Origin of the sequence: Mucilaginibacter sp. (genome assembly GCF_041663085.1) — a bacterium.
Taxonomy (GTDB): Bacteria; Bacteroidota; Bacteroidia; order Sphingobacteriales; family Sphingobacteriaceae; genus Mucilaginibacter.
Genome location: NZ_JBAZRC010000012.1, coordinates 20,677 through 42,378 on the forward strand (window position 1 = coordinate 20,677; position 21,702 = coordinate 42,378).

General features: G+C 37.2%; 23 protein-coding genes and 2 tRNA genes. 15 read left to right on the plus strand and 10 right to left on the minus strand.

What is annotated here, in order from left to right:
* Positions 1-2 precede the first annotated feature (2 nt).
* Both WC615_RS04845 and WC615_RS04850 read left to right on the plus strand, forming a co-directional pair.
* Complete coding sequence (locus WC615_RS04845; protein ID WP_372977006.1) at positions 3-371, plus strand: hypothetical protein; 369 nt, start codon at positions 3-5, stop codon at positions 369-371.
* Positions 372-497: 126 nt separating this feature from the next.
* Positions 498-1,754 (plus strand): DUF3179 domain-containing (seleno)protein, encoded by a 1,257-nt coding sequence (locus WC615_RS04850; RefSeq protein ID WP_372977007.1) that lies wholly within the window; start codon positions 498-500, stop codon positions 1,752-1,754.
* Between the two features lie 109 nt (positions 1,755-1,863).
* Here the strand turns inward: WC615_RS04850 and WC615_RS04855 are convergent.
* Positions 1,864-1,935: transfer RNA gene (locus WC615_RS04855), tRNA-Phe, on the minus strand.
* A 52-nt stretch (positions 1,936-1,987) separates the two neighbouring features.
* On the opposite strand from WC615_RS04855, the gene WC615_RS04860 reads away from it, so the two are divergent.
* Complete coding sequence (locus WC615_RS04860) at positions 1,988-3,151, plus strand: tyrosine-type recombinase/integrase (RefSeq protein ID WP_372977008.1); 1,164 nt, start codon at positions 1,988-1,990, stop codon at positions 3,149-3,151.
* Positions 3,152-3,199: 48 nt separating this feature from the next.
* Here the strand turns inward: WC615_RS04860 and WC615_RS04865 are convergent, their stop codons facing one another.
* Entirely contained in the window at positions 3,200-3,700 is a 501-nt protein-coding gene (locus WC615_RS04865; RefSeq protein ID WP_372977009.1) for a hypothetical protein, read from the minus strand.
* Between the two features lie 663 nt (positions 3,701-4,363).
* On the opposite strand from WC615_RS04865, the gene WC615_RS04870 reads away from it, so the two are divergent.
* Positions 4,364-6,190, plus strand: a complete 1,827-nt coding sequence (locus WC615_RS04870) for a hypothetical protein (protein ID WP_372977010.1) — start codon at positions 4,364-4,366, stop codon at positions 6,188-6,190.
* Positions 6,191-7,096: 906 nt separating this feature from the next.
* Here WC615_RS04870 and WC615_RS04875 read toward each other — a convergent pair.
* Entirely contained in the window at positions 7,097-7,813 is a 717-nt protein-coding gene (locus WC615_RS04875) for a hypothetical protein (RefSeq protein ID WP_372977011.1), read from the minus strand.
* Positions 7,810-8,187 carry a hypothetical protein gene (locus WC615_RS04880; protein WP_372977012.1) on the minus strand — a complete coding sequence of 126 codons (378 nt, stop codon included), beginning with the start codon at positions 8,185-8,187 and terminating at the stop codon, positions 7,810-7,812. The genes WC615_RS04875 and WC615_RS04880 overlap by 4 nt, the downstream gene beginning before the upstream one ends.
* Before the next feature lie 401 nt (positions 8,188-8,588).
* On the opposite strand from WC615_RS04880, the gene WC615_RS04885 reads away from it, so the two are divergent.
* The 3 genes from WC615_RS04885 to WC615_RS04895 all read left to right on the plus strand — a co-directional run bounded on the left by WC615_RS04885 (position 8,589) and on the right by WC615_RS04895 (position 9,960).
* On the plus strand, positions 8,589-9,068 hold the full coding sequence (locus WC615_RS04885; protein WP_372977013.1) for a hypothetical protein: 480 nt from the start codon (positions 8,589-8,591) through the stop codon (positions 9,066-9,068).
* A gap of 13 nt (positions 9,069-9,081) precedes the next feature.
* Entirely contained in the window at positions 9,082-9,327 is a 246-nt protein-coding gene (locus WC615_RS04890) for a hypothetical protein (protein ID WP_372977014.1), read from the plus strand.
* 132 nt (positions 9,328-9,459) lie between these two features.
* The gene (locus WC615_RS04895; protein WP_372977015.1) at positions 9,460-9,960 is read left to right on the plus strand and encodes a hypothetical protein; all 501 of its coding nucleotides are present in this window, start codon (positions 9,460-9,462) and stop codon (positions 9,958-9,960) included.
* A gap of 20 nt (positions 9,961-9,980) precedes the next feature.
* Here the strand turns inward: WC615_RS04895 and WC615_RS04900 are convergent, their stop codons facing one another.
* On the minus strand, positions 9,981-10,223 hold the full coding sequence (locus tag WC615_RS04900) for a helix-turn-helix domain-containing protein (protein WP_372977016.1): 243 nt from the start codon (positions 10,221-10,223) through the stop codon (positions 9,981-9,983).
* A 138-nt stretch (positions 10,224-10,361) separates the two neighbouring features.
* On the opposite strand from WC615_RS04900, the gene WC615_RS04905 reads away from it, so the two are divergent.
* The 8 genes from WC615_RS04905 (at position 10,362) to WC615_RS04940 (ending at position 16,196) form a co-directional block, all read left to right on the plus strand.
* The gene (locus WC615_RS04905) at positions 10,362-10,916 is read left to right on the plus strand and encodes a hypothetical protein (protein WP_372977017.1); all 555 of its coding nucleotides are present in this window, start codon (positions 10,362-10,364) and stop codon (positions 10,914-10,916) included.
* 7 nt (positions 10,917-10,923) lie between these two features.
* Positions 10,924-11,331 carry a hypothetical protein gene (locus tag WC615_RS04910; RefSeq protein ID WP_372977018.1) on the plus strand — a complete coding sequence of 136 codons (408 nt, stop codon included), beginning with the start codon at positions 10,924-10,926 and terminating at the stop codon, positions 11,329-11,331.
* A gap of 43 nt (positions 11,332-11,374) precedes the next feature.
* The gene (locus WC615_RS04915) at positions 11,375-11,653 is read left to right on the plus strand and encodes a hypothetical protein (RefSeq protein ID WP_372977019.1); all 279 of its coding nucleotides are present in this window, start codon (positions 11,375-11,377) and stop codon (positions 11,651-11,653) included.
* On the plus strand, positions 11,643-12,095 hold the full coding sequence (locus WC615_RS04920) for a hypothetical protein (protein WP_372977020.1): 453 nt from the start codon (positions 11,643-11,645) through the stop codon (positions 12,093-12,095). Before WC615_RS04915 ends, WC615_RS04920 begins: the two co-directional genes overlap by 11 nt.
* 39 nt (positions 12,096-12,134) lie before the next feature.
* Positions 12,135-13,046, plus strand: coding sequence for a putative phage abortive infection protein (locus WC615_RS04925; RefSeq protein ID WP_372977021.1), 912 nt, complete (start codon positions 12,135-12,137; stop codon positions 13,044-13,046).
* 592 nt (positions 13,047-13,638) lie between these two features.
* Positions 13,639-14,484, plus strand: coding sequence for an AbiJ-NTD4 domain-containing protein (locus WC615_RS04930; protein ID WP_372977022.1), 846 nt, complete (start codon positions 13,639-13,641; stop codon positions 14,482-14,484).
* Positions 14,485-14,712: 228 nt separating this feature from the next.
* The gene (locus WC615_RS04935) at positions 14,713-15,273 is read left to right on the plus strand and encodes a hypothetical protein (RefSeq protein WP_372977023.1); all 561 of its coding nucleotides are present in this window, start codon (positions 14,713-14,715) and stop codon (positions 15,271-15,273) included.
* Positions 15,270-16,196, plus strand: coding sequence for a hypothetical protein (locus tag WC615_RS04940; protein WP_372977024.1), 927 nt, complete (start codon positions 15,270-15,272; stop codon positions 16,194-16,196). The genes WC615_RS04935 and WC615_RS04940 overlap by 4 nt, the downstream gene beginning before the upstream one ends.
* Here the strand turns inward: WC615_RS04940 and WC615_RS04945 are convergent.
* The 5 genes from WC615_RS04945 to WC615_RS04965 all read right to left on the minus strand — a co-directional run bounded on the left by WC615_RS04945 (position 16,193) and on the right by WC615_RS04965 (position 21,696).
* A complete protein-coding gene (locus tag WC615_RS04945) occupies positions 16,193-17,050 on the minus strand; it encodes a hypothetical protein (protein ID WP_372977025.1) in 858 nt (285 codons plus the stop codon). The two genes, WC615_RS04940 and WC615_RS04945, sit on opposite strands and share 4 nt — an antisense overlap.
* A 217-nt stretch (positions 17,051-17,267) precedes the next feature.
* Complete coding sequence (locus WC615_RS04950; RefSeq protein WP_372977026.1) at positions 17,268-19,700, minus strand: right-handed parallel beta-helix repeat-containing protein; 2,433 nt, start codon at positions 19,698-19,700, stop codon at positions 17,268-17,270.
* A 302-nt stretch (positions 19,701-20,002) separates the two neighbouring features.
* Positions 20,003-20,443 (minus strand): energy transducer TonB, encoded by a 441-nt coding sequence (locus tag WC615_RS04955; RefSeq protein ID WP_372977027.1) that lies wholly within the window; start codon positions 20,441-20,443, stop codon positions 20,003-20,005.
* Positions 20,436-20,714: a hypothetical protein gene (locus WC615_RS04960; RefSeq protein WP_372977028.1), complete on the minus strand. Its 279-nt coding sequence runs from the start codon at positions 20,712-20,714 to the stop codon at positions 20,436-20,438. The genes WC615_RS04955 and WC615_RS04960 overlap by 8 nt, the downstream gene beginning before the upstream one ends.
* A gap of 909 nt (positions 20,715-21,623) precedes the next feature.
* Positions 21,624-21,696, minus strand: a tRNA-Phe gene (locus WC615_RS04965).
* Positions 21,697-21,702: the final 6 nt, after the last annotated feature.

Consider the following 21,702-nt stretch of genomic DNA (forward strand, 5'->3'; position numbering starts at 1 on the left):
GCATGAAAAAAATAATAATGTTATGTGGCCTTATCATAGGCTTTGCAACAGCTGTAAGCGCGCAGACAGCTTCTTCAGAAAAAGCTAAAGAGCTACAAAAGCAATTAAAACTTACCGATAAACAAACAGATAAAATATCGGCTATCTACAATGAATCATCACAAAAATTTGAAAAAATAAAGAAAGATGAGCATGGCGATAACGCAAAAATGATGGTTGCAATAAAACCCTTACGCACCGAAACCATAAAAAAAATTAAAGCAGAATTAACCCCTGTTCAAAAAGCTAAGTATGATAAGCTTTTAACAAATAAAGTTAAACCGGGTGGCCTCGCATGGGGCGAGGGCTGGAGTTCGCCCGCATCAGAATAAGTAAAAAATTAAAGCAGTAATATGCCGGAGATAGCCGTATATTACTGCTTATTATTACCCTTTTAATTTACAGCAGTGCCAATTTTGCTGTAAGTTTTAATTATTGTAACCTTTATTATGATCTCAATGCATAATGAATCTGTGCCTGCGGTACAAAATATGTATGTAAAAAATACCGTGGGTAAAAGCCTTGCTAAGCCTTACCTTTTTTGGTGGGGATTTGCATTCTTATTATTACCCGGTTTAGTTCATGCTTATTTACTCATGCCTTTCCCGGGAAGCCAAAATTTAAATGCTATTACCGTTTCCTATTATCTTGAAAAGATAGTAACACCCCTACGTGTTTTAGGCGGATTGTTAATTGTATGGTACGTTATTGCCGATTTTACTAATGATTCCCGCCGTGGTAAAATCATTAAAACATCCATTTTGGTGCTCGGTTTGGGTAGCTTTTATTTTACCGATTTTAAATTCCGGGCAGAGCGGATGTTTGAGGAACCGCAAACCATTAAGTTCGCTAATTTTATTCATAACAGTGTGCCTGAGAGTACTGTTATCATCGGGATAGTTAACAACGGTGTGGCCAAAGCTTACCCATTAAATTATTTGGGCTATCATCATAAAATACAGGATGATGTAGGCAACCAGCCTGTATTGGTTACATATTGCACCATGTGCCGCAGCGGCAGGGTGTACAACCCTGTAATTAATGGCACAAGGCAAAACTTCAGATTGGTAGGTGCAAGGCATTATAATGCCGTTATTGAAGACGAAGCAACAAAAACGTGGTGGTACCAGGCCAACGGCAAGGCGGCAGTGGGGGAATTAAAAGGCAGCCAGTTGCAAGAGATCCCTTATGAACAATCAACCCTGGCCGCATGGATAGGTAAGCACCCCGGCTCGCTTATATTACAACCCGATAATCATTACTTAAGTGATTATAATGACCTTAAAAACTACGACAGACTACAAGCTGTAGATAAAGACAGCACCCTCAAGAATAAAGATTCCCTTATGCGTAAAAGCTGGGTGGTTGGCCTTGTTGTAAACGGGCAGGCAAAAGCTTACGATTGGCGTAGATTATTTAAAAAACGGTTTTTGAACGATAGTTTTAACCAAACCAACCTATTGCTTACTTTAGAGAAAGATAGCCTTACGTATCATAGTTTTAATACATCAGTAAACGGAAAAGTATTACATTTTAACCTGGATAAATCCGGGCAGCTAACCGATCTGGAAACCGCTTCATTATGGGATTGGGATGGCCTTTCAACATCAGGGGCGCTTAAAGGTAGCCGGTTAAGCAAGGTGCAGTCGTACCAGGAGTACTGGCATTCGTGGAAATATTTCCATCCAAATACCTTATTTTGGAAAGGTCTTTAGGGGGAAATAACCCGGATCTTTTTTCCAGTTGGTCCAACATCTTTAGCATTGGCCATCTGCACATGTAACAAAAAAGCCTCTCAGATTTCTCTAAGAGGCTTTTGTTTTGTGGTATCAGCTGGGATCGAACCAGCGACACAAGGATTTTCAGTCCTTTGCTCTACCGACTGAATAAGCGTATTTAAGGCGTTTTTTACGATTTTAGTTCGAAAGTGCGCCAAAAGTGCGCCAAGATGTCCATAAAAATCTCCGATTACACAGAACCAATTATTGTCACTAATGATGATTTAAATCATCGCTCTTACATTACATTTTATTTTAACAACGAAATACAAAAGCAGTATCATGGTAAAAATGTTGGATTGAAAATTAATCCTAATCGTGCGAAGTCTTTAGATGAAAAACGTCAGCTACTTAAGAAGCTGCAATTTGAAATACACAAATCGTTAGAAGCCGGCATCTACCCTATAATTAAAGATGATACCCCACTACATCAAAATATCAAAGAACTTACGGTTTCGTTATCAGCTATAAAATTATTGTTTGAAGCTGTTAAGGAAAAATTACGTTCTGATTTAAGCAGAACATATAAGCGTGATCTTAAGAGCGTTTACAGAGACTTCAGGGATTTTATGCTTCCTAGTGAAGCAAATGGCCCTATCAATGATGTTGCCAGCATTAGAATTGAGAAATTCCTCTCTCGATTCGGCTCGTCAGGAACATATTACATGAATAAGCGAAGAAACTTAGGTGTAATAATCTCTGCTGCAGGAAGGCTTGACAACAAAGAATTAAAAACAGTAAAAGACACTAAACGCAGGAAAGCTAAAGCCAAATTACATAAAGCTTATGAGAGGTCCCAGGTAAAGCCAATTCTTAATTATTTAAAAACCCACTATCCCAACCTGTACTTATGCTGCCTAATTACCTATAGTTCCTGGCTTCGTCCGCACGAAGAAGTTAGGCTACTGACACTTAATGATTTTAAGAAAGACTGGACTGAAATACATTTATCGGGTGATGAAAATAAGGGAGGAAAGGTCAGGGTAGTGTACATTCCGGATTACGCCCGAAAGGAGCTTGTGCCTATTCTTTCAAACTTGAGTAGGAGGGATAATATTTTTAGTTTAAAAATTGAACCTTTTAATGAATCCTATTTCAACACTGCCTGGTCAAGGGCTTATAAGAAAATGTTTGAGTTAGGATTGATATTTGAAAATCAAACTATTTATTCGTTTCGACACACAGCTGCCATAGAGGTTTATAGGAAAACAAAGGATGTTTACTTACTTCAAAAACTTTTAGGACACTCTAATATCATCGTAACTTTAAAATATTTGCGTAGTCTTGGAGAGTTTAACAGCGAGGAACTAAGAGATGCAGCACCGCAGTTGTAATTAATAATGAAACAAAAAAGCCCATCCTTATTAGGGATGGGCTTGAGTTTATTCATCTTCAGGCTTAAGTTTAAATAAAGGTGTATATCCTCTTATCGATTTTTTCTGCTTTGCAGCTTGTTCAAGGTCTGAACTAATTTCATCAATCTCCGTTTTTACCAAAAACACAGAGAACAAGTCTCGAAGGGAGTTTTTCTTGATACCTGTTAAGTAAGTATCGAGATCAATATCTCGTCTCAGAGCACCAATGATACCCATAACTTGATTTTCGGTATAGGTAACACCAACTTCAAAGTTTTCGGAAAGCAGGTCATGATATCTCTGTGTGAGATAGTCAGCTTTCATAATATTTTGCAGTTTTTCGCTTACTTTCTGATAACTATTTTCACCTCGCGGTTCTAATAGCGTTATTAGTTCATAAGTACTTGAATCGTCTGGGAATATGTTCCGCAGTACAGCAAAGCGTTGCTTCTGATTATAAGATAAGTTTGCTGAATTTGTTATTGATGTAGAAGCCAAGTCGTTGACTTCAGATTTGTTTGTTAACATGTTTTAATTAATTAAATAAATGATTTTTTCAGTTATTTAATCGGTACCGATAATGCTGATTGGCACAGCATAACAGGGATAACTTTAATAGCCCCCTCGCCTAGAATTGCCATTCTAAACTGTATATAGGAAGTCTCACAAGCGTAGCTATCACTTGCAAGGTTCAAATTTTAATTTCCATGAATAAAAATTATTATGGGTTTATTCAAGATGTCAAAGAACGAATTATTATTTTGCCTTGGTGATTGGTACAACAACCAGAAGAGGTTGCGTCATGATTGATTTTGATGGTTTAGGTTCTGCAAATGTAGTATTATTAGAATAAGTTGCAAATTATTAATTAAAATAATTTAAGAATTAAATATCACAGTCTTCAATCAGCTCTTGACTCTTGCATAATGAAAAATATGAGTTGCAGAAGTTTATTGTTTAAATAACTGATAATCAGTGATATATTTGTAAATGTCAATTAATTTTCGTATATTTGTCTTAACAATTCGAAACGATATATAACTCTTAAGCAGGGTACAGAAGCCAATGTAAATTGGCTTTTTGTTGGTTTTAGGTTTCCAAAAAACATATCGTTGGTATATTAGATACACCACTTCAATAGATACACCCAGGCAACAGATTCACCCTGCTTTACTTTTTATATACAATGAAGTGTACCAACAAACAATTTACATCAACCTTGAATTAACTGATAATTTCAATGTTGCATTCCCGAACAAACGAGTTCCCAACGGTTTTATTGATAAAACCAAAACTAGATTAGGCATTACTTATACCAACTTCCATGACGAAAGGCATAGTATTAGTGTAATCCCTTCAGTTCCTATAATTGAAGATGCGTTAAAGCAATATCCCTACCTTAATCTTTTTGAGATTAAAAAAGGGGTTACACCCGAGATGATTGCAGACTACCTAAATTCTGATGCGCAATATAAAAGATTAGTAACCACACCAGAAAGTTTTAATAAGATAATTGCAGCGGCCATTACGAACGAACAATTACAATGGCTATTCAATAACTTCTTCCTATATCTTGACGAAGTGCACTGTTACGTCACGGATAGTTTTAGAGAAGATATATTGATTCCATTTGACGAAGATTTGATCTGGGAGTTTAAGGATATGGCTATGGGTTCTGCATCGCCTTTTCTGTTCAGTGACCCAAAGATTTTAGCATTGCCTCACTACAAAATCTTATTTAAAGAGAAATTTGGTAAGATTACGATAGTAAATGAACACGATCCTAAGGCTGTGCTTTTACATATGCTAAAAACACCTGAAATGTTCCCCGGCAACGTTTATATCTTCTATCCTTCAGTAACCAGTTCGGGTGAAGTAGTTATGTCAGCCGGAGTAACAGATGTCAATATATATTGCAGGGACGAGCGACGCAATATCGAAAACCTTAAGGAAGCAAGTGTATTTCACAAAGAGCTTCCGCGCAAAAAGGAGTTTAAGAAATTCAACTTTTTTACTACTCGATACAATGAAGGATGGAATCTAGACGAGGATGAAACCGCTACCATCATTCTAGTAACCGATGTTCATCAACCACATACAATGATTGGAATACCATACAAGGGTTACCAGGCCGTGGGAAGATCAAAAGTAACGCCTAATAAGATTTACCATGTCACTAACAACTTATGTAAGGGCGATATGAGAACCTTTGAAGAGATACAAAGCTCCGCATTGTTTAATGCTACGAACCATATTAAATATCACAATCATCATATTAAATTATGTAACACAGAGAGTTTTGCTGATGATGGTAAGATTGTTGATTTAGTTAAGCCTTTTTCACGTTTGGATGGAAGCAATTACAGGGTTCGCTACCCTATGAAGCATGACCAATTAATTTGTGCAGCATGGTGCCGCGAGCATTATAACAATGCAGATACCATCAAAAAGACTTGGGAGAGTATAAACTACGATACCGAGTTTAAAAAGTTTGACCTTGAGCCAGTCGTTCGGGAAAGAAAGTCCCAAGAAGAAATCAATATGCAAATAGTAGAGCGCCTGGAGGAGTTTAAGATTAACAAAAGTCAATATGAATACGGAGTCGTTACCGAAACTATAAGAGGTTATGAGGAAGAGTGTCCTATTCTATTTGAGGCGTATGAGCAACTTGGACTAAAAGAAATTAGAAATCTTAATTATAACAACAAAGCAATGAAAGCTAAACTAATACAAACAAGCAACCAAAATGCAGAAGCAAAACTACGGTTAATGCTAATAGATGAATACCAATTAGGTGAACGATACATAAGAAAGGATATGAAAATTAAATTGCAAGAGTTTTACGACAAGCTACGGATAAGAAAAGCTGATGGAAAGCGCGAAATCGCAACTGTCGAGAAACTTAAGGAACTTGGCTTGTTTGAACTGCATCAATGCAAGAAAGAAGATGATGCCGGTAATTTAAAGCCAGCATATGAAATTACTAAACTAAATTTCATTGTAAAGGAAGCTGCATAGCAAACTGGGAAATTGCCATTTTCCAGAAAATGAAAATATGTTGTTACTATAGGTAATATGAAAGGACCTATTCGGAATTTGGAAAACGTTCAACAACAATTAAAACCTGCCTTTAAAGCAGGTTTTCTTGTTTAACATAGACTTTGGTTATTATAAACCATAAACCAGTGCTTTTACTTGTTCTTGAGCAAAACCACACCATTTGCCATTTTTGTTGACAAAACACACGTTTTGCTATTAGTTGAGCATTAAATAGCCTTTGTTGTTAAGCAAGGTTTGAGATGATATCTTGACAACAGGTCAACCACATTCATTTAAAAGGCAACATTCGAAGTTAATTATTAATGATAATGAAAAGCAAGTCGAATGGTAACTTATAGTAAATAGATTGGCTGCTATTTTTAATATGCAAGTCCTTATAGTAAATAATATAAAATATATTGCTTGCCTAAGCTCTTTAAATTTCGTATCTTTACGTAAGTAAATATCTGATATACAGTTCATCTACAACACTTCCCTTTTGTTGTTTTACGAATTCTTTAGATCCAACAAAGGATGTTTAATGCATCCATCCGTTTAGATAATTAGCATAAACAATTAATACATCAGCTATCATAATGAAACTAAATAAATTAAAAAAGAAAATTGAGTTCCTTTTAGAAGAATGGAGACTACAGATTAATACAAATGTCGAATTAACAACAAACTTGATGTTGATTACAAAGAGAATCGAAAAGGTTGAATTGCTATTAAAAGCGAATCATGTATCTCAAATTAAATAACACTCTAAGCTGCCTATGTGCAGCTTTTTTGTTTACAGAGAATCCGATTGCACGCCAATAACGCAATCCCACATTCATTTATAAGGTAACTTTCGAAAAGTACCTTGTAAAAAAAATAGTTCGGCTAGCCTTTGTCAATTAACTCAACGTACTTAGCACCTTGACAGCTAAAGCAGATTCCTGCCTGCACATGTTTATATTCTGGGAAATAGCCGGCGCCATGACACTTATAACAAGGTGTTAGTAGTCCGATCTCACGACCTTGTTCATTTAAATATGGAACTTTACTATTGCTGTGTAGATTTTCATGGCATTGCCAGCACAATGTTTGAAAAGATTCTTCAGGATACTCCCACGGCAACCTCCCTTTCTGATAATAACTATGATGCACATGCAAGCCTGAAACAAACCGCCAAAACGGTTGTGTTAAATCTTTCATGGATGCCTCTAATTTTTCAGTTAAAAGTGGATCAAGAAAAAAGAAAGGGTTAGTACTTTCAAACTTCACGCTACTATCCTTTATCGCAATTACTTTAGCAAACTTATAATTTACCGATTCAGTATCAACATATCCTATAAATGGTTGCTTATAAACTGATAGCAAAGATGTACTCGGTTTGATTATGGTAGGCTTTCTAAAAATCTTTTTATCGTTGTCAATACCAATATAATTAAATATCATTGATTCTTGATAGTTAGATTGATATCGTAGCACGCCACAATAAGTGTTTTCCAAAACTTTTTTATTATTGCAATGACTGCACGAAAAGTTATCTCGCTCAAAAACTACCTGCCGCTTAAGTAGCCAGTTGCTGTCCTGTAATAGTTCTTTATAGGTCATCGATCAAACAGCGTTGAGTATTCAGGGAACGAGTAACCCAGCTTTTCAAAATTTTCAATATGCTTCTTTTGAATTTGAACATAACGATTTTCTCGCTGTTCGTTCTTTAATCCATCCTTTAACAAATCATCAATTACTATTTCTAGCAAGCTTTCGTATGCGCCTTGTTTATCCCCTAGAACTTTCGCTTTGTAATAATCAATTCTTATTTGTTTACGATGATATTCATTTTGAGCGGTCACTTGATGCTTAATAGCCTCCAGCTCATTAACAATTATATCTATTTTCCAATACCAAAGCATAACAGCCCTGAATACAAGAAACACAACGATAGAAATAGCAAGAACTAACAATAAGGGGAAAATGACATCCATGATGAGATAAGGGTTTAAGGTTTATTTTCTAAAGCTATTAATTAAAACTATCAACTCAAAGCGCTATTAGAATACACCCCTCCCCATAAATACGCCCCCCTGGCCTTTCAACATTAGTTGCGTCTGCTATAAGAAACTCATGTCTGAGAAAAATTATTGGGAGTGTTCTGCACACACCTGGAGTTCTGATTGTACCCCCCCAACCTAATCTCGTAGGAAAACGAAATATATAGCGAAGTGTTCACGCAGCCAAGCTGCCATGAACGCCGAATTATTCTTCCTATCGGAAGAAATCTCAAAAGCTTGCACAAGGTGCAATGAATACTGCCTACGTATAATCCATTTCGAAAATCCCAAACCAAAATCAAACCATAAACGACCACCAAAAACCTCCAAAACACATGAAAGAGATCTCAGAAGTCAACGAAATCCCAATAACGACACCTACTTACTCTAAAGTTTACCCTATTTCAAAACGCTGGAAAAAGGTGAGTAAACTATCACATGCTAATAACCACAAACAGCTCATCGACACAAGAATCATCCAATATGAGTGCGTGCTCAGGAAAGTAAAGGAACTTTATGCCAATTCAGGGGAGACCTGCTATGAACGGGATTATAAACACGACAATGAGAATCCATTTACTATCTACAGCTTTCTTACCTCAACTTTTTGGTGGGACATCGAATGTGACTTTGTTTACCAAATCAACATAGTATACCAATTTGAGAATTCTCCTCATGAAGATGCCATACGAGCTCTGTTTCGCGAGTTTCATCTAACCCCATACATCACAGAGGTTGCCAAGCAACCGAGCCTTGCAGGGTTCCACAAAGCGGTTTTGGCTTATCAAAAATCTCAATTCATTCACACTTTATAAATCCATATAAACCATGAACGCAGCAGAATTAACAATTATTAAAGAGACACCGGCAGAGAGCGTATACATCTTAGTCCTATGGCCTATGGTGCAAGACCTGATGGAATACACTTGGTTTAGAAAAGAATGCATCCTTTACAATGCGTTCGAAGACCAGGAATATCATGATTCAGCCTACTTTGTTCCCATACAACGGATGTTGGAAGTTCAGGTTGGCGACATGACCAATCACATAAAGGACGATGAACCGCAAAGGTAAATCCAAATCAACCTTATTTTTCTAAAAGGTACTGCGCCTTATCAATTCTCAAAAACATTCTAAATGCTTGGTAACGATGTCAACAGGCATTGTTCATTTAACATAAATCCATTAACCCAAACCCAATACAACATGAAACAACGAACGATCAATGATTCGCGAACATTACCGTATAATAAGGCAGTTAAAGCAGCTTATTATAAAATCCTCAGAGGTGCAAAGAACCTTATTGCTACTGTAGATAGGCACGACCTTAGATGCACAATAAACCTTACAGCTAAACCAATCGGTGGCGGTGAAAAAGAGCAACAACTCATTTCGCCTATTCTCTACCTCGCTTTAGATCAAGACGACGATGGCGAACATCTTTGCATCCAGTTTGGCTTCGAGCAATTCAGCGAAAGGAACGTCTACACAGATATTACTGCAAAGTTTGTCAGGATGATTTACAATGTAACAGCTAAAGCTAACAATGAAGTTAACATTGAGGACTGCCTTTACACGGCTGCGGTGATTACAGATTGTTCAGAGCTTTATGAAGCTATCGAAAGCAGCCACATGAATTACCCAATTGCGGTAATACCATACAAACCGGCAGCGGTTAAAAGAAAGCAAATGAGAGCAGTTGCATAACATAGTAGGAGTTTCGGCTCCTACTTAAAAGGCTCGTTAGGTAGAAAATCTTTAACAGAACATTTAAATATTATAGCAAGCTTATTCAAATGATTAAGGTTGTATTTAGCAGGAAACTTTGAGCTTTCAACTTGGCCAATAAAGCCATCAGACAAATCCAACTGCACAGCAAGTTCAGATTGAGTCAGCTTTAAAGCCTCCCTTTTCTCCTTGACCTTATTGATTACGTAAGCTTCAATATCTGTTTTAAGATTCGCTGCCATCAACAACGAAAGAATAAAAACAAAGCTTAAATACTACTTAGTTATAACTAAGTAAATTATTAATTTAGCATTATGGTTTAGTCCACTATAATCATTACAAACCTACCGATATGACTAATCGGTTCCCTAATTATCACAATGAGAAAACTAATACTGATCATTGCCTTGATGTTTAAAATGATAAATATCCAGGCACAAACACTTACTTACAGTCAACTACAAAAGCTTTTTACAATCTGGATGAGTAATAAAGGATCCTCTATAACACAAGTTTCAACACATCTTAAGTCTATTAGCGCTAAATGGAAATTAGAATCTAAAACGCCAACAGTTGATGGGGAGGTTAAATATTTTGTATGGAAAGCTATGGAGGGAAAGTCTGATACAACGCTATTCGCTGTATTGATCGAAGAGGATGAAACTACCGTCAAATTCACTGTGAAGCACGCGTTTCACAACAAAACCTGGTTTAATGTTTTGCATAAAAGCTTAAATGCGTCTGCTTACTACAAAGGCAACGTAGTTTCATTCAACGATAAAAGCCGGGGCCAAATAACCTACACTGGCAGACCACCAGAGACCGGGCCAAAATCGGAAAGAATTGATTGTATACTATCTGACTACAATTCAAATGAAGGGACTAATCCACGCTTGTTTACATTCGATTTAAAGTCGCGATACATTGATAAATAAAAGAGGCATGAAATTCAAAATTAAAACAGCTATCTGCATATTAGTAGCCGCTATGATTTCAGGCACGATCTACGGCCAATCACAGAAATTTGTTACATCGTACAAGAAGTATTTCGATGCCAATTTCAACCCTCGAATTACAGTTCACTATCATAACATTCATAAAAAGGATATAACTCAGATAATGTATGTTTTTGTTTATAACGATTTCCACGAGTGGAGCGAATCGAGTATGAAACGCAGCTTAGTTAATGATGCTACGGTGAAAATTATAAGAAATGTAAACCTTCCGGTTAACGGAACTGGAAAAGATGATTTTGCTATAACTCCATTAGAGGGCTATGAAGGTAAAACCCCAACTGGCCATATTTCAAAAATAAGGTTCTCCGACGGTTCAGTGCAATCATTTGATTAGTATTACTTCGAGAGCCTACATCATAGTAGGCTCTTATAAAACAATGAAATACAACCCAATTACAAAAGAAATTTATACAGATGCCGACACATTCTTAAAGAAGCTGCATTGTCCTTTCTCAAAACAGTGGGAAGAATTGAGTGTAACTGATTCCTTAAAAAAAGGTAAGATGTGCGATCAATGTCAAACGACCGTATTTGATACAGCATCATTAAGCGAAACAGAGTTGCAGACTTTAGTTAATGACCAACCACAAACCTGTCTTAAAGTGGATATAAATCAAGACAACCTAACCATCACATATAAACAAAATGGAAAATAATTTAAGAATTATAAAGACCGCAAGGTCAGAAGCTGCAATTAACGCAGCTGTAAAAGAAGGCTATTGGCCATTAGTCAAACCTGTAGTGCCATCACCCCAAATAAAAAGCAAGTATTCGGTAGTGCAAAATACTACCACAGGAGAAATAAAAGTAGTACATGATTATCGAGAGAATACGTGGGGTGATAAGAATTTAGCAACGGTGATTGATTTTACCTACTACTATCCACATCACTTTGAATCCCCTTTTGCGGCTTACTTAATACCATCTGATATTGTTATTGGGGAAACTGTTTGGCTGAGTGACCTTATAGAAGATATAGTAAGTGGTAATTGGAATCAAGGTGATACATTCCGTTTAAAAAGCTGTGAAGCTACATGGAACGGTAAAGACTTTATAATTCATGTGAAGCCATTATTGAAAGACATTATAGTAGGTTAGAATACTAACTTACTAACTTAGGGGCATAAACCTAATCTTATGAAGTTCACAGACAGACACGCAATTTATTTAATGTCGCTTGGCGTTGGTTTCGCAGTCATATTAACAATGATTTTCTTTTGGAAAGAATGGTCAGGACTATCAACTAATCTACCGGTGAATGATGGCAAAATTAGTAGCTATGGTTCTATTTTGAGTGGGTTAGTTGGCACATGTTGGTCTTTAGCGAGTGTGATATTATTTTATGTTGCCCTTACGGAACAACGAAAAGATATGGCAGTCAATAAAGAAGCTTTGGGTTTACAAACAGATGCTTTAAGACAACAGATTAAGGAATTTGAATTGCAAACCAAAGAGTTAGAGGAAACGAGAAAAGTTTATTCTGAACAACTTGCAACTCAAACATTGCAGAGATTTGAAAGTTCTTTTTATCAGATGCTCAATCTGCACCATAACATTGTGAATTCAATGACTTTCCGAAGCAGCACTGGTGGGCCTAATAGAATTGGAAGAGATTGTTTTAAAACTTTCAACACCCTTTTTAAAAAGGAATGTGAGGCAATCGACAAAACATCTGTTGTGAAATTAGTTGACGCCTATCTTAGTTTTTATGATAACCACGAAGATGCACTTAGTCACTACTTTAGAAATCTATATCATATCTTTAAGTTTGTAGATACATCTTCCATAAAAGATAAGAAATTCTACACTGCGCTTGTTCGTGCCCAGCTATCTTCTAATGAATTGTTATTGCTCATCTATAATTGTTTATCACCAAACGGTTTAGAAAAGTTTAAACCTATTATTGAACGTTATTCTCTGTTAAAAAATGTCAGCTTATCGGATATCGAGGGTGGAAGACTAATTATTACTCAATACAAAGCGACTGCATACGGGAGGAAAGACTTCGAATCTATTCTTAAGGGAATATCGGGATCGTCGATAGTTTAACAACTACTAACAGTTACATATACATGAAAGCAACCAGAACCATATTTAACCATTTCCTAAGAGTTGCTTAAGAGGGAATGGTTAAATATGTTCTTTGCGCTTCGGGCCTCTCACCCACCAGGAAGATAGGTGTTACGTTGCGCTAACCTCATCAAACCATCACGCCAAGCTTCGTTAAGCATTAATAAGCTTTTTCAAAGCACATTAACGCTTTACCGGCAAAGCCGGCTTGTCATGCGATTTGATTTTCGGAGAATCGCCACTCCTCATTCGCTTTCTCTGTATTTATATACGTTTCACTAATGCTGCGCTTATACTTGGTTTTACAACCAGGTAAAGCTTGCAACGTTCAACATTTACAAATCCAGTCGCTCATCATAATTTTAGCTCACCTGCGTCTCGCAAAACGCTTCAGCCATTGTCACGGCGCTTGCAATGCCAACCCGCTATCCATATAGCAACCGCAGCGCCAAGCCTTTGTGAAGCATTCTGTGAAACCGCCTATCGGCTCTCTCTTCACAGACGTTTTGCTCTATTCGCAGGTTGGTTCGCTAATTAAAAATTAATAAATATTTTAGCTTATAATTATAATATGAAATCATTTTCTGAAAGAATGGGGATAACCCCAACGAGAGTAGAGATTCAACGAGAATCTATCGATGATGAAACTAAAAATGCCTTATGGAATATCGCCTATTTATTATATTTCGATAAGCTTTCATTTCACATCAGTGACAATAATGATCCATCTCGGGTATTGTTAAATAGATTATGGATGGGATATTTTCATCGGAGATATGATGATTTTCCAAGCGCTCCTCTAATTTGTGAAATGGTAAAAGAGGTGTTCATCAAATCCCCTTGGTATGAAGTGTTTAATGTTTTAGAATTTATACTAAATAACTACGAACTCGACCAATATCACGGGGGTGTTAACAATCCAAATAATAAGCATTTCGTCGAGAATTGCAATAAAACACTTGAGCGCTTCTTATCCGCCTATCGGTTTATAGACTTTCAAATTAGTGAAATTTCATCTTCCATTGAGATTGAGTCGATTGAAGAAGCGTTAAATAACCCAAGTAAACCTTCGGTAAAGATTCATCTTAAAAGAGCATTGGAATTGTTTTCAGATCGAACAAATCCTGATTATCGTAACAGTATAAAAGAATCAATATCAGCAGTCGAAGCTTATTGTAAATTGATTACAGGAGAAGAAAAAACCACATTAGGTAAAGCGTTAGCATTTATTGAAAAGAATCATGCTTTACACGGTTCATTAAAGACGGCTTTTAACGCTCTTTACGGCTACTCAAGTGATGCAGAGGGGATTCGCCATGCACTATTAGAGCAATCTGATCTAAATCAAGAGGACGCAAAGTTTATACTAGTTACTTGTAGTGCTTTCATAAATTACCTTACTGTAAAAACAGGTTAACCTTCAAAGTTTATCAAATGGCACCGCCAGTTTTTTATGAGCATACTGAGCAGTCGTAATGAGTACTTTCTCTGCTCAGACCCTAGCTCCACTCGCAATCACCTCCAATTATGTTCGGTGCTTTAGACGGCTCGCGTGATGGAGATACTAACATAACTTTTAATTTCTCTAAGATAATGTTATATATTTACATACATTAGCTATACCTATACCTATTCCAAAAGGATTATGTGTCCAATACCATCATTCAATCATAACAACGTTTTACCACCTCATTTGGGTTCTCCAACAGCTCCAAATGATCTATCTCCATATAATTGTACTATAATGGAGTTATGTGCGAGGTTCGCAACCTCAGTTGAAAGAGTAGCAATTTTAAAAGGTTTCATAACGTTTAGATTAAATATGTCGCAACACGGTGTTGTTGATGGCTTCCAGTGGGTAGATGGTAGCTTTGTCGAAAATATTGAATTGTTGGAAGGGCGTCCCCCAAGTGATTTAGACGTTGTAACTTTCTTTGGAGGATTAGATATGACAGTTCAAGGGACAATAGCAACCAATTTTCCAGAATTCTTCAATCCTACGCACTCGAAAGCTAAATACCTTTTAGATCATTATGTAGTGGATTGCACCTTTCACCCATTAAATACAGTCCAATCCACGAGGTATTGGATACAGTTATTTACGCATAATAGGCACGGTGTTTGGAAAGGAATATTAAATGTTCCAATTAATACACCGGTAGAGGATGCCGATGCTTTAACTTATTTAAATGGACTAACAATATGAGTTTGTTTAGGACAAAAGAAAGGGTGATGGCTGAAATCGTTGACACTTCCAGAATGTTGGATATGGTAAAGGAACACCCTTTCATGTCGATAGGGCTTCGCTCAAAATTGGATGAATTACAAGATGAACTGAGAAATTTACCTCAGACTGAATTTGAACCTAAGATAAGTCTGCTCTTTAGTGGCCGTGCGGTTAGGGGGGCGATTGGAATTAAATCTTCTTTCGTTGGCAAGACAATTATTCCTTTTCAAGAAATGATTAAAACTCAAGCAGCACTGCATCGATTTGGTAGCGTAGGGCGTAGAGGCCAGGCGAAAAGCCTCCCCAATTCAGAGTTATTTATAACTGCTTTACCCGTTGGGTCATTCGGTGTTGAGTTAAGCCAATTGGAAAGCAACGATTTATTTGCAGAAAGAGATATATCAACTGCGATGAAACAAGTTATTCAGTTAATCGCGAATATTGCTGAAAGCGACGAACTTTTTGAATCTACTATCGAAAATATCCCAAATAGGCATTTAAAGAATTTAAAAAGATTTTTAAAGGAAATCGTAGATGAACATTCAATTTTGAAAATGGAATCTGGCGAAGTAGGGGTTGTTTTTTCAGAGGAGCAAGTTGAGCAAGCATATCTTCGAGTTGCTTCGACAGTCGAAGAAGACGTGGAACAATTCATTGCGGTTATACTTCGCGGAATACTTCTCGATTCAGGTAAGTTTGAAACTCTAACGTTAAATGGCGAGGCCATCTCGGGAATTATCGCGGAAGATTTAAACGACGAAACTCTTATTGCTTATGACAAGGAGTTCCTAAATAAGGAGTGTATAATTCATATTCAAATTCATAAGACCAAATTTAAAACGGGCGCCGAGAAAACTGAGTATGAGTTGCTTCAGATATTGCAGCCGTCGGATACCGTTTAGAAATAAGCAGTTGTAACTGTCAAATCATCATCTGCTTGCAAAGCTTTTATTAATTGCGTTAGCGAGTGTTCTGGCGCTTTCAACGTAATCAATATTTCTCCATCAGATGTGGTATTTACGTACCATCTATCGAAAGTTGAGAGATTTTTATCGACAATTTTCTTAACATGGTCACTCATAGCTTTCCCAGTTTTTTTAGTGTGTTTTATCCTAACTAACAATACTGGGTTGTCCTTTACACCATCGAGCGTTGGCCGAAGTCCTACATTATTATAAACCTGTTGCAATTCTCTTTTGATTTCATCAAATCCTTGAATTACATAATCTTTAAGGTCGATGTCTTGTACTGTGATCGTGGGTTTGTATTCTGTAAAACTTTGTAAAAAGGTTTTGTATGTGCCATCTTCAAAAGCTCGATAAGTTGCGATTAATGCTGCTTTTAATTCTTTTTTAAATTGTATAATCTTTGTATGCCTAAGATCTTTCGGGTACGAAATATGTCTAATAGGTGAAGTGTCGAAGTTATAATCTGTAGCATCATCTTTAATGACTATCGTCGGCTTATCGAAAGCCAATCTTAAACCAAGCTCGAACATTACATTAGGGTTTTTTGAACTTACATCGCAAATAACGATTGGATTTGAATAAAGATTCTTTACTATCTCTCCATGAATTATGTTACTTACTTTAGAATCACTTACAACTTTGCCGTCGAACCCTGCGAGATCGATTACTTCCATTAAAATATTTAGCACATCTTCCCATTGACCTAATGGGTAGCCATCTGTATTACTTATCGGAATAATTATCCCGCATACTTCTCTTGGCTTTTTCTTTGAAAGTTCAATATCCATTGCTAAATATATAAATTATATTAATTCTCTTCTCAAAGTTAGCTGATACATCAGCATACAGCCACTTCGTTTCAAGGTAGTATATAAAACCAGGGTTTCCCTTTGGGAGCCTCCCAGCTTTTATACTCCACTTTTTAAGCATCTTGGTTTGAAGCCGCATGTGCATGACCCTGGCGAGAAGCGCTGAGGAATGGTATAGCATCGTATTACGTTATGCCTACACTGCCAGCGTTGCAGGGAACAACAGCCAGTCACCGGCTATTGAGTTATCAATTTTGATGGCAATTATTGGCCCGCCTGTTAAATGGGGATATAAGACACGAAAGCCTGTCTTGCCTATACCAGTAGCTGCATTAAACGGATATGTTGTATTAAGATCAAGCTTACTTATGCTGGACGCGGAACTTGGGTTGATCGTATTATACGAATTATCGAGGGCGGCGTTAAGAGTTGAAGGAGTTATAGCTTTTACTCCGTTCGATGCCGCTTGTACTTCAGCTTGAGTAGCCAGTTGGATTTTACCGGGCGCACTGGTAGACGACACTGCCAAAGTCAATAACACCCACCCTTGTCCCACGGCACTTCCATTATAATTTTGCACCCAAAGGTTTGCTGTAAAAGCATCCTTATAAATACTGTACGTGCGCTCATACGAATAACCATTGAACGTCCTTACCTCACCACTAGCAGAAGGATATTCAGTTCCGGAAGCGACAATAACACTTGTTATTGCACCGTCTACAAGCGTACCAGTTAGATTTAGGCCATCGGCATTGGTATGCGCTGACCCTATACTTTTTACTGTCCCCACATTGTAAACCCAAGTTGTACCATTCCAAATTTCAGGGATGAAGGTATCCGTATTGCTGTATATGAAACCGGTTGGTATTCCTGTAGGGCGATTAACAGTACTGCCAGCAACATTATAACGATTGTCTATTACAACATTTTTAACCCCTGAGTTATTTATCTTATTGGTAAGACCCGAATTTAGAAGGTCATTATTAATGATAAAATTCGACACCGCTGCTGACGTAGAGGTACATGAAATACCATACTTGATCTTGTTTGTGGCCAATCCGGCTCTTATGGCATTACCCTGAATATTGTTGTTATCAGAGGTGCCTTCAATAAGTATCCCTGCAAATGTGTTCGATACATCTTTTCCCACGTCAGTAATTTCATTATTGCTGATTATGTTATTATTACTGTCAGTTAGCCTGATACCATCCCGCCCACATTGCTCTATTATGTTGCCGGAAATAACGGAGTTCGTAGTATATTTTAAGCTAATCCCCCAAGAACTGGCTTGGCTTACTTTCACATTTAAGATTCTGATGTTTTTATTGCTTAGTGAATTGTCTGATGTGATAGAATAGTTAAACGTTGAAATATTTCCGTTTGAAATCGTGACGTCCAAATTATCTCCTAGCAAACTTAATCCGGAAGTCATTATGGAATTCTCCTCGATCTTGAAATTATTCACATTTCCGTTTGAAATATAGCCAAGATAAATGCTCCAAGTATAAGCTTTAGAATTTCCGCTGTTATAAATACTTAAGTTGACAACGTTAAGGTTTTCCACACGTACAAATGAGAGTCCGCCTAAATTGTTAGAAACAGACGATGCATTTACTATGTCAATATTCTTGATTCTACCTAATGAATTTGATGCAACGTCTATGCCCTTTCCACCGTTATTTGTTGTTGACAGGTTCATACAACTTATGTTATGAATGAAGCTATTTTCAGGGTTTGCGAACATCAAAATTCCAGAACCTTCGTTTGCATTACATTGACAGTTATCTATCATAACATTTGCTACAGTTTGATTTGCGTTCGGTTCAATATCTATGCCCGCTTCTGGTGCAGTGCCACCGGTATTTGTGAAGCTACTATTTGACACTTTTACCCCATCAGCATTCGTTATACTCATCCCCTGCCTTCTGTTGTGGTTACATACTACTCGTGATACCAAAATATTATTAGGCTGACCCACTTCAGCGGTGCCACCACCGATATATATGCCGTCCCCCCAACACTCAGAGATTCTGATGTTATCAATGACAACGTTAGTGCTTCCCGCTACATTTATTCCAAAGCCATGCTCACCACCCGGTGCCGTATGCTCATCGCGCTCTCCTACGATATCTCCACCGCCGTCTATAATAACGTTTGCAACATTTCTTAAACCGACGATCGTATAATCGCCGGCGTCAACTCTATATTTTTTCAGCTTTGAAAAGGCAGCAATAATCAAATGAGTATTATCGTTTAGCGATACTTCCTTTCCTGCATCAATCAAAAAAGTCCCCCCGGATATAATAACGGTATTTTCATTAGTGTAGGATGCCCAATCTATTGCATTATTAATACGGTCAGTGGCATAAGTTACCCCATCTCCTTTTGCACCGAACCATCGAATGTCAATTGGTGGAGAATAGATTCTTTTCCACTTGCCAGTAAGTGGCGTAGGTGAAAAATTAGTATCGAAAATGGTACCATTATTAGCGGTTTCTATTGATGAATCATCCCAATAAAAAGTTCCGCCTCCACCATCAAATTGAATCGAATAGTATTCTGCAACAACTTCTTCATTTACTGACGATGGATCAAGGGCTTGTAGTGCCGCTATGTTTGTAACTAGCATAGGAATTTGTTAGGTATAAATAGTGTTCTATAAATATACGAGGTTTACATTAACTTGATGTATACTTAAACTTTTTTGACTTTTTGCAAAAACATACAGCCGCCCGGCGTAATCACCGAACATCGCCGGCATATCTTTTAAGGCGTTTGGCTGGTGCATCCATTCGTATGGAACAGGGTCGCACGGCCGGTCCTGGCAAAGCGGGCAAACATTTGGTTTTCATAATAGGGGATTGCCGAACGGGTATTTGAACCTTAATGGGAATCTTCCTTGTTCATACACCTTATTATTCTTATTACCTTTTATTGTCCGACACTAAGGGACAAAGGAAAACCGGATATTATGGATCTGACAGGGGCCCCGTTAATCAAAGCTGGATTCCACTTTGGGAAGGCTTTAAACACCCTGATCGATTCTTCTTCCAGGCCATAGCCAATCGTCGCTGAAAATTTTATATTACTGATGCTACCGTCCTTTTCTATAATAAACGTAACAATCTGTTTGCCTTTAGCGTGATTATCTACAGATTGAGCGGTGAAATGAAAACGATAGCCAAAGGTCTGGTATATACTATGATTCCCTCCAGGAAATTCAGCCGGCTTGTCAACCTGAGCTTGTTTGTAGATTGTGGTATCTTTCATCAAACTGTCGGCGTTTTGTGCTTTCAGTGACGTTAAAGGCATAAATGCCAATAATAAGATTTTGAGCATTATAGCTTGCCGCTTGAAAAAACTTTCAAACATCTTTGTTATAGTCAGTCGCATTATCGCCTAGTTGTGTTTTGAATCCTCTTAGCAATTCCGTTTGTTGTTCAATCAAAAAGTTTTGCCTTTTTAATAATTCAGTTTGAGCTGTTTGATTTGAAACAATCGTGTTGACCTTCCAATACCATAGCATCAACCCGCGCAAGGCAAAAAACATTAATACAAAGAAACCAATTGACAGTAGTGCGATTATTAACTGTGAAAAACCAATGCCGCCACCGGCTTGAAGCAACACACAAAATTTATTCATTTCTATAGGGTTAGGTGAAACTCTAAGCTATGTGAATTATAGCAATAATCAAATACTTACTTATGCCTTATAACTTATCCTTCAACTTCTTTTACAGGGTACTGTTCTTGAAAGCTTCGAAGTTTACCTTTAAAGAACAAGCTTAGAATACACCCCAAACCACCCAATCTACATTTCTATCCTCACCAAGAAACATTTCCAAAAAATATTAAATCTTTGTAATACTCCTATACTAAGTAACATCAAGTAGTTTTTTGGAAAATGGCAAAGTGTAGTTCCACCAAATGCTCAGCTTACATGGTAAAACATGTGTTTTGCACCGTTTTCTACCAAAACCAGCGAATTGTACCTTTTAAAGCATAAAGGACGAATTGCACCAACCTTACTCCAAACACAGCATTAATCATCAAATTGATTCAATTCTAAACATTTCCAAAAAATTACAGTTCTTTGTAATCTTCCTATATATAGTAGTTTGATGAAACTTTTTGGAAATTGGAAAATCGGCTAAGTGGGAAAGGGGAGTGTGAGAATGATTATTCAGCAAAGTTAGGCACCAGGAACAACACAAGGCAAGGAACTACGGCATAAACACAAGCCCTGACACTACCCAACATTTATTCCGTTCCTCCTTGCATTTAGTTTTTCCTTACGCCTGTATAGGCATCATAATCATTCATTCACTTAAACAATACAGATATGGAAAGACTATTTAACCCCTAAAACTGCGCCAAAACTGCGCCAAAAGCAGTACATTTACCTATGAAATGGTGAATTTTGAATTTATAGAACAGTCGTAGTTCTATAGTGGATTTAATTAACAATTATTTTAAACATGCACTTATAGGCTAAATAAGCACTTTAAATACAAAAAAGCCTCTCAGATTTCTCTAAGAGGCTTTTGTTTTGTGGTATCAGCTGGGATCGAACCAGCGACACAAGGATTTTCAGTCCTTTGCTCTACCGACTGAGCTATGATACCGCTCCG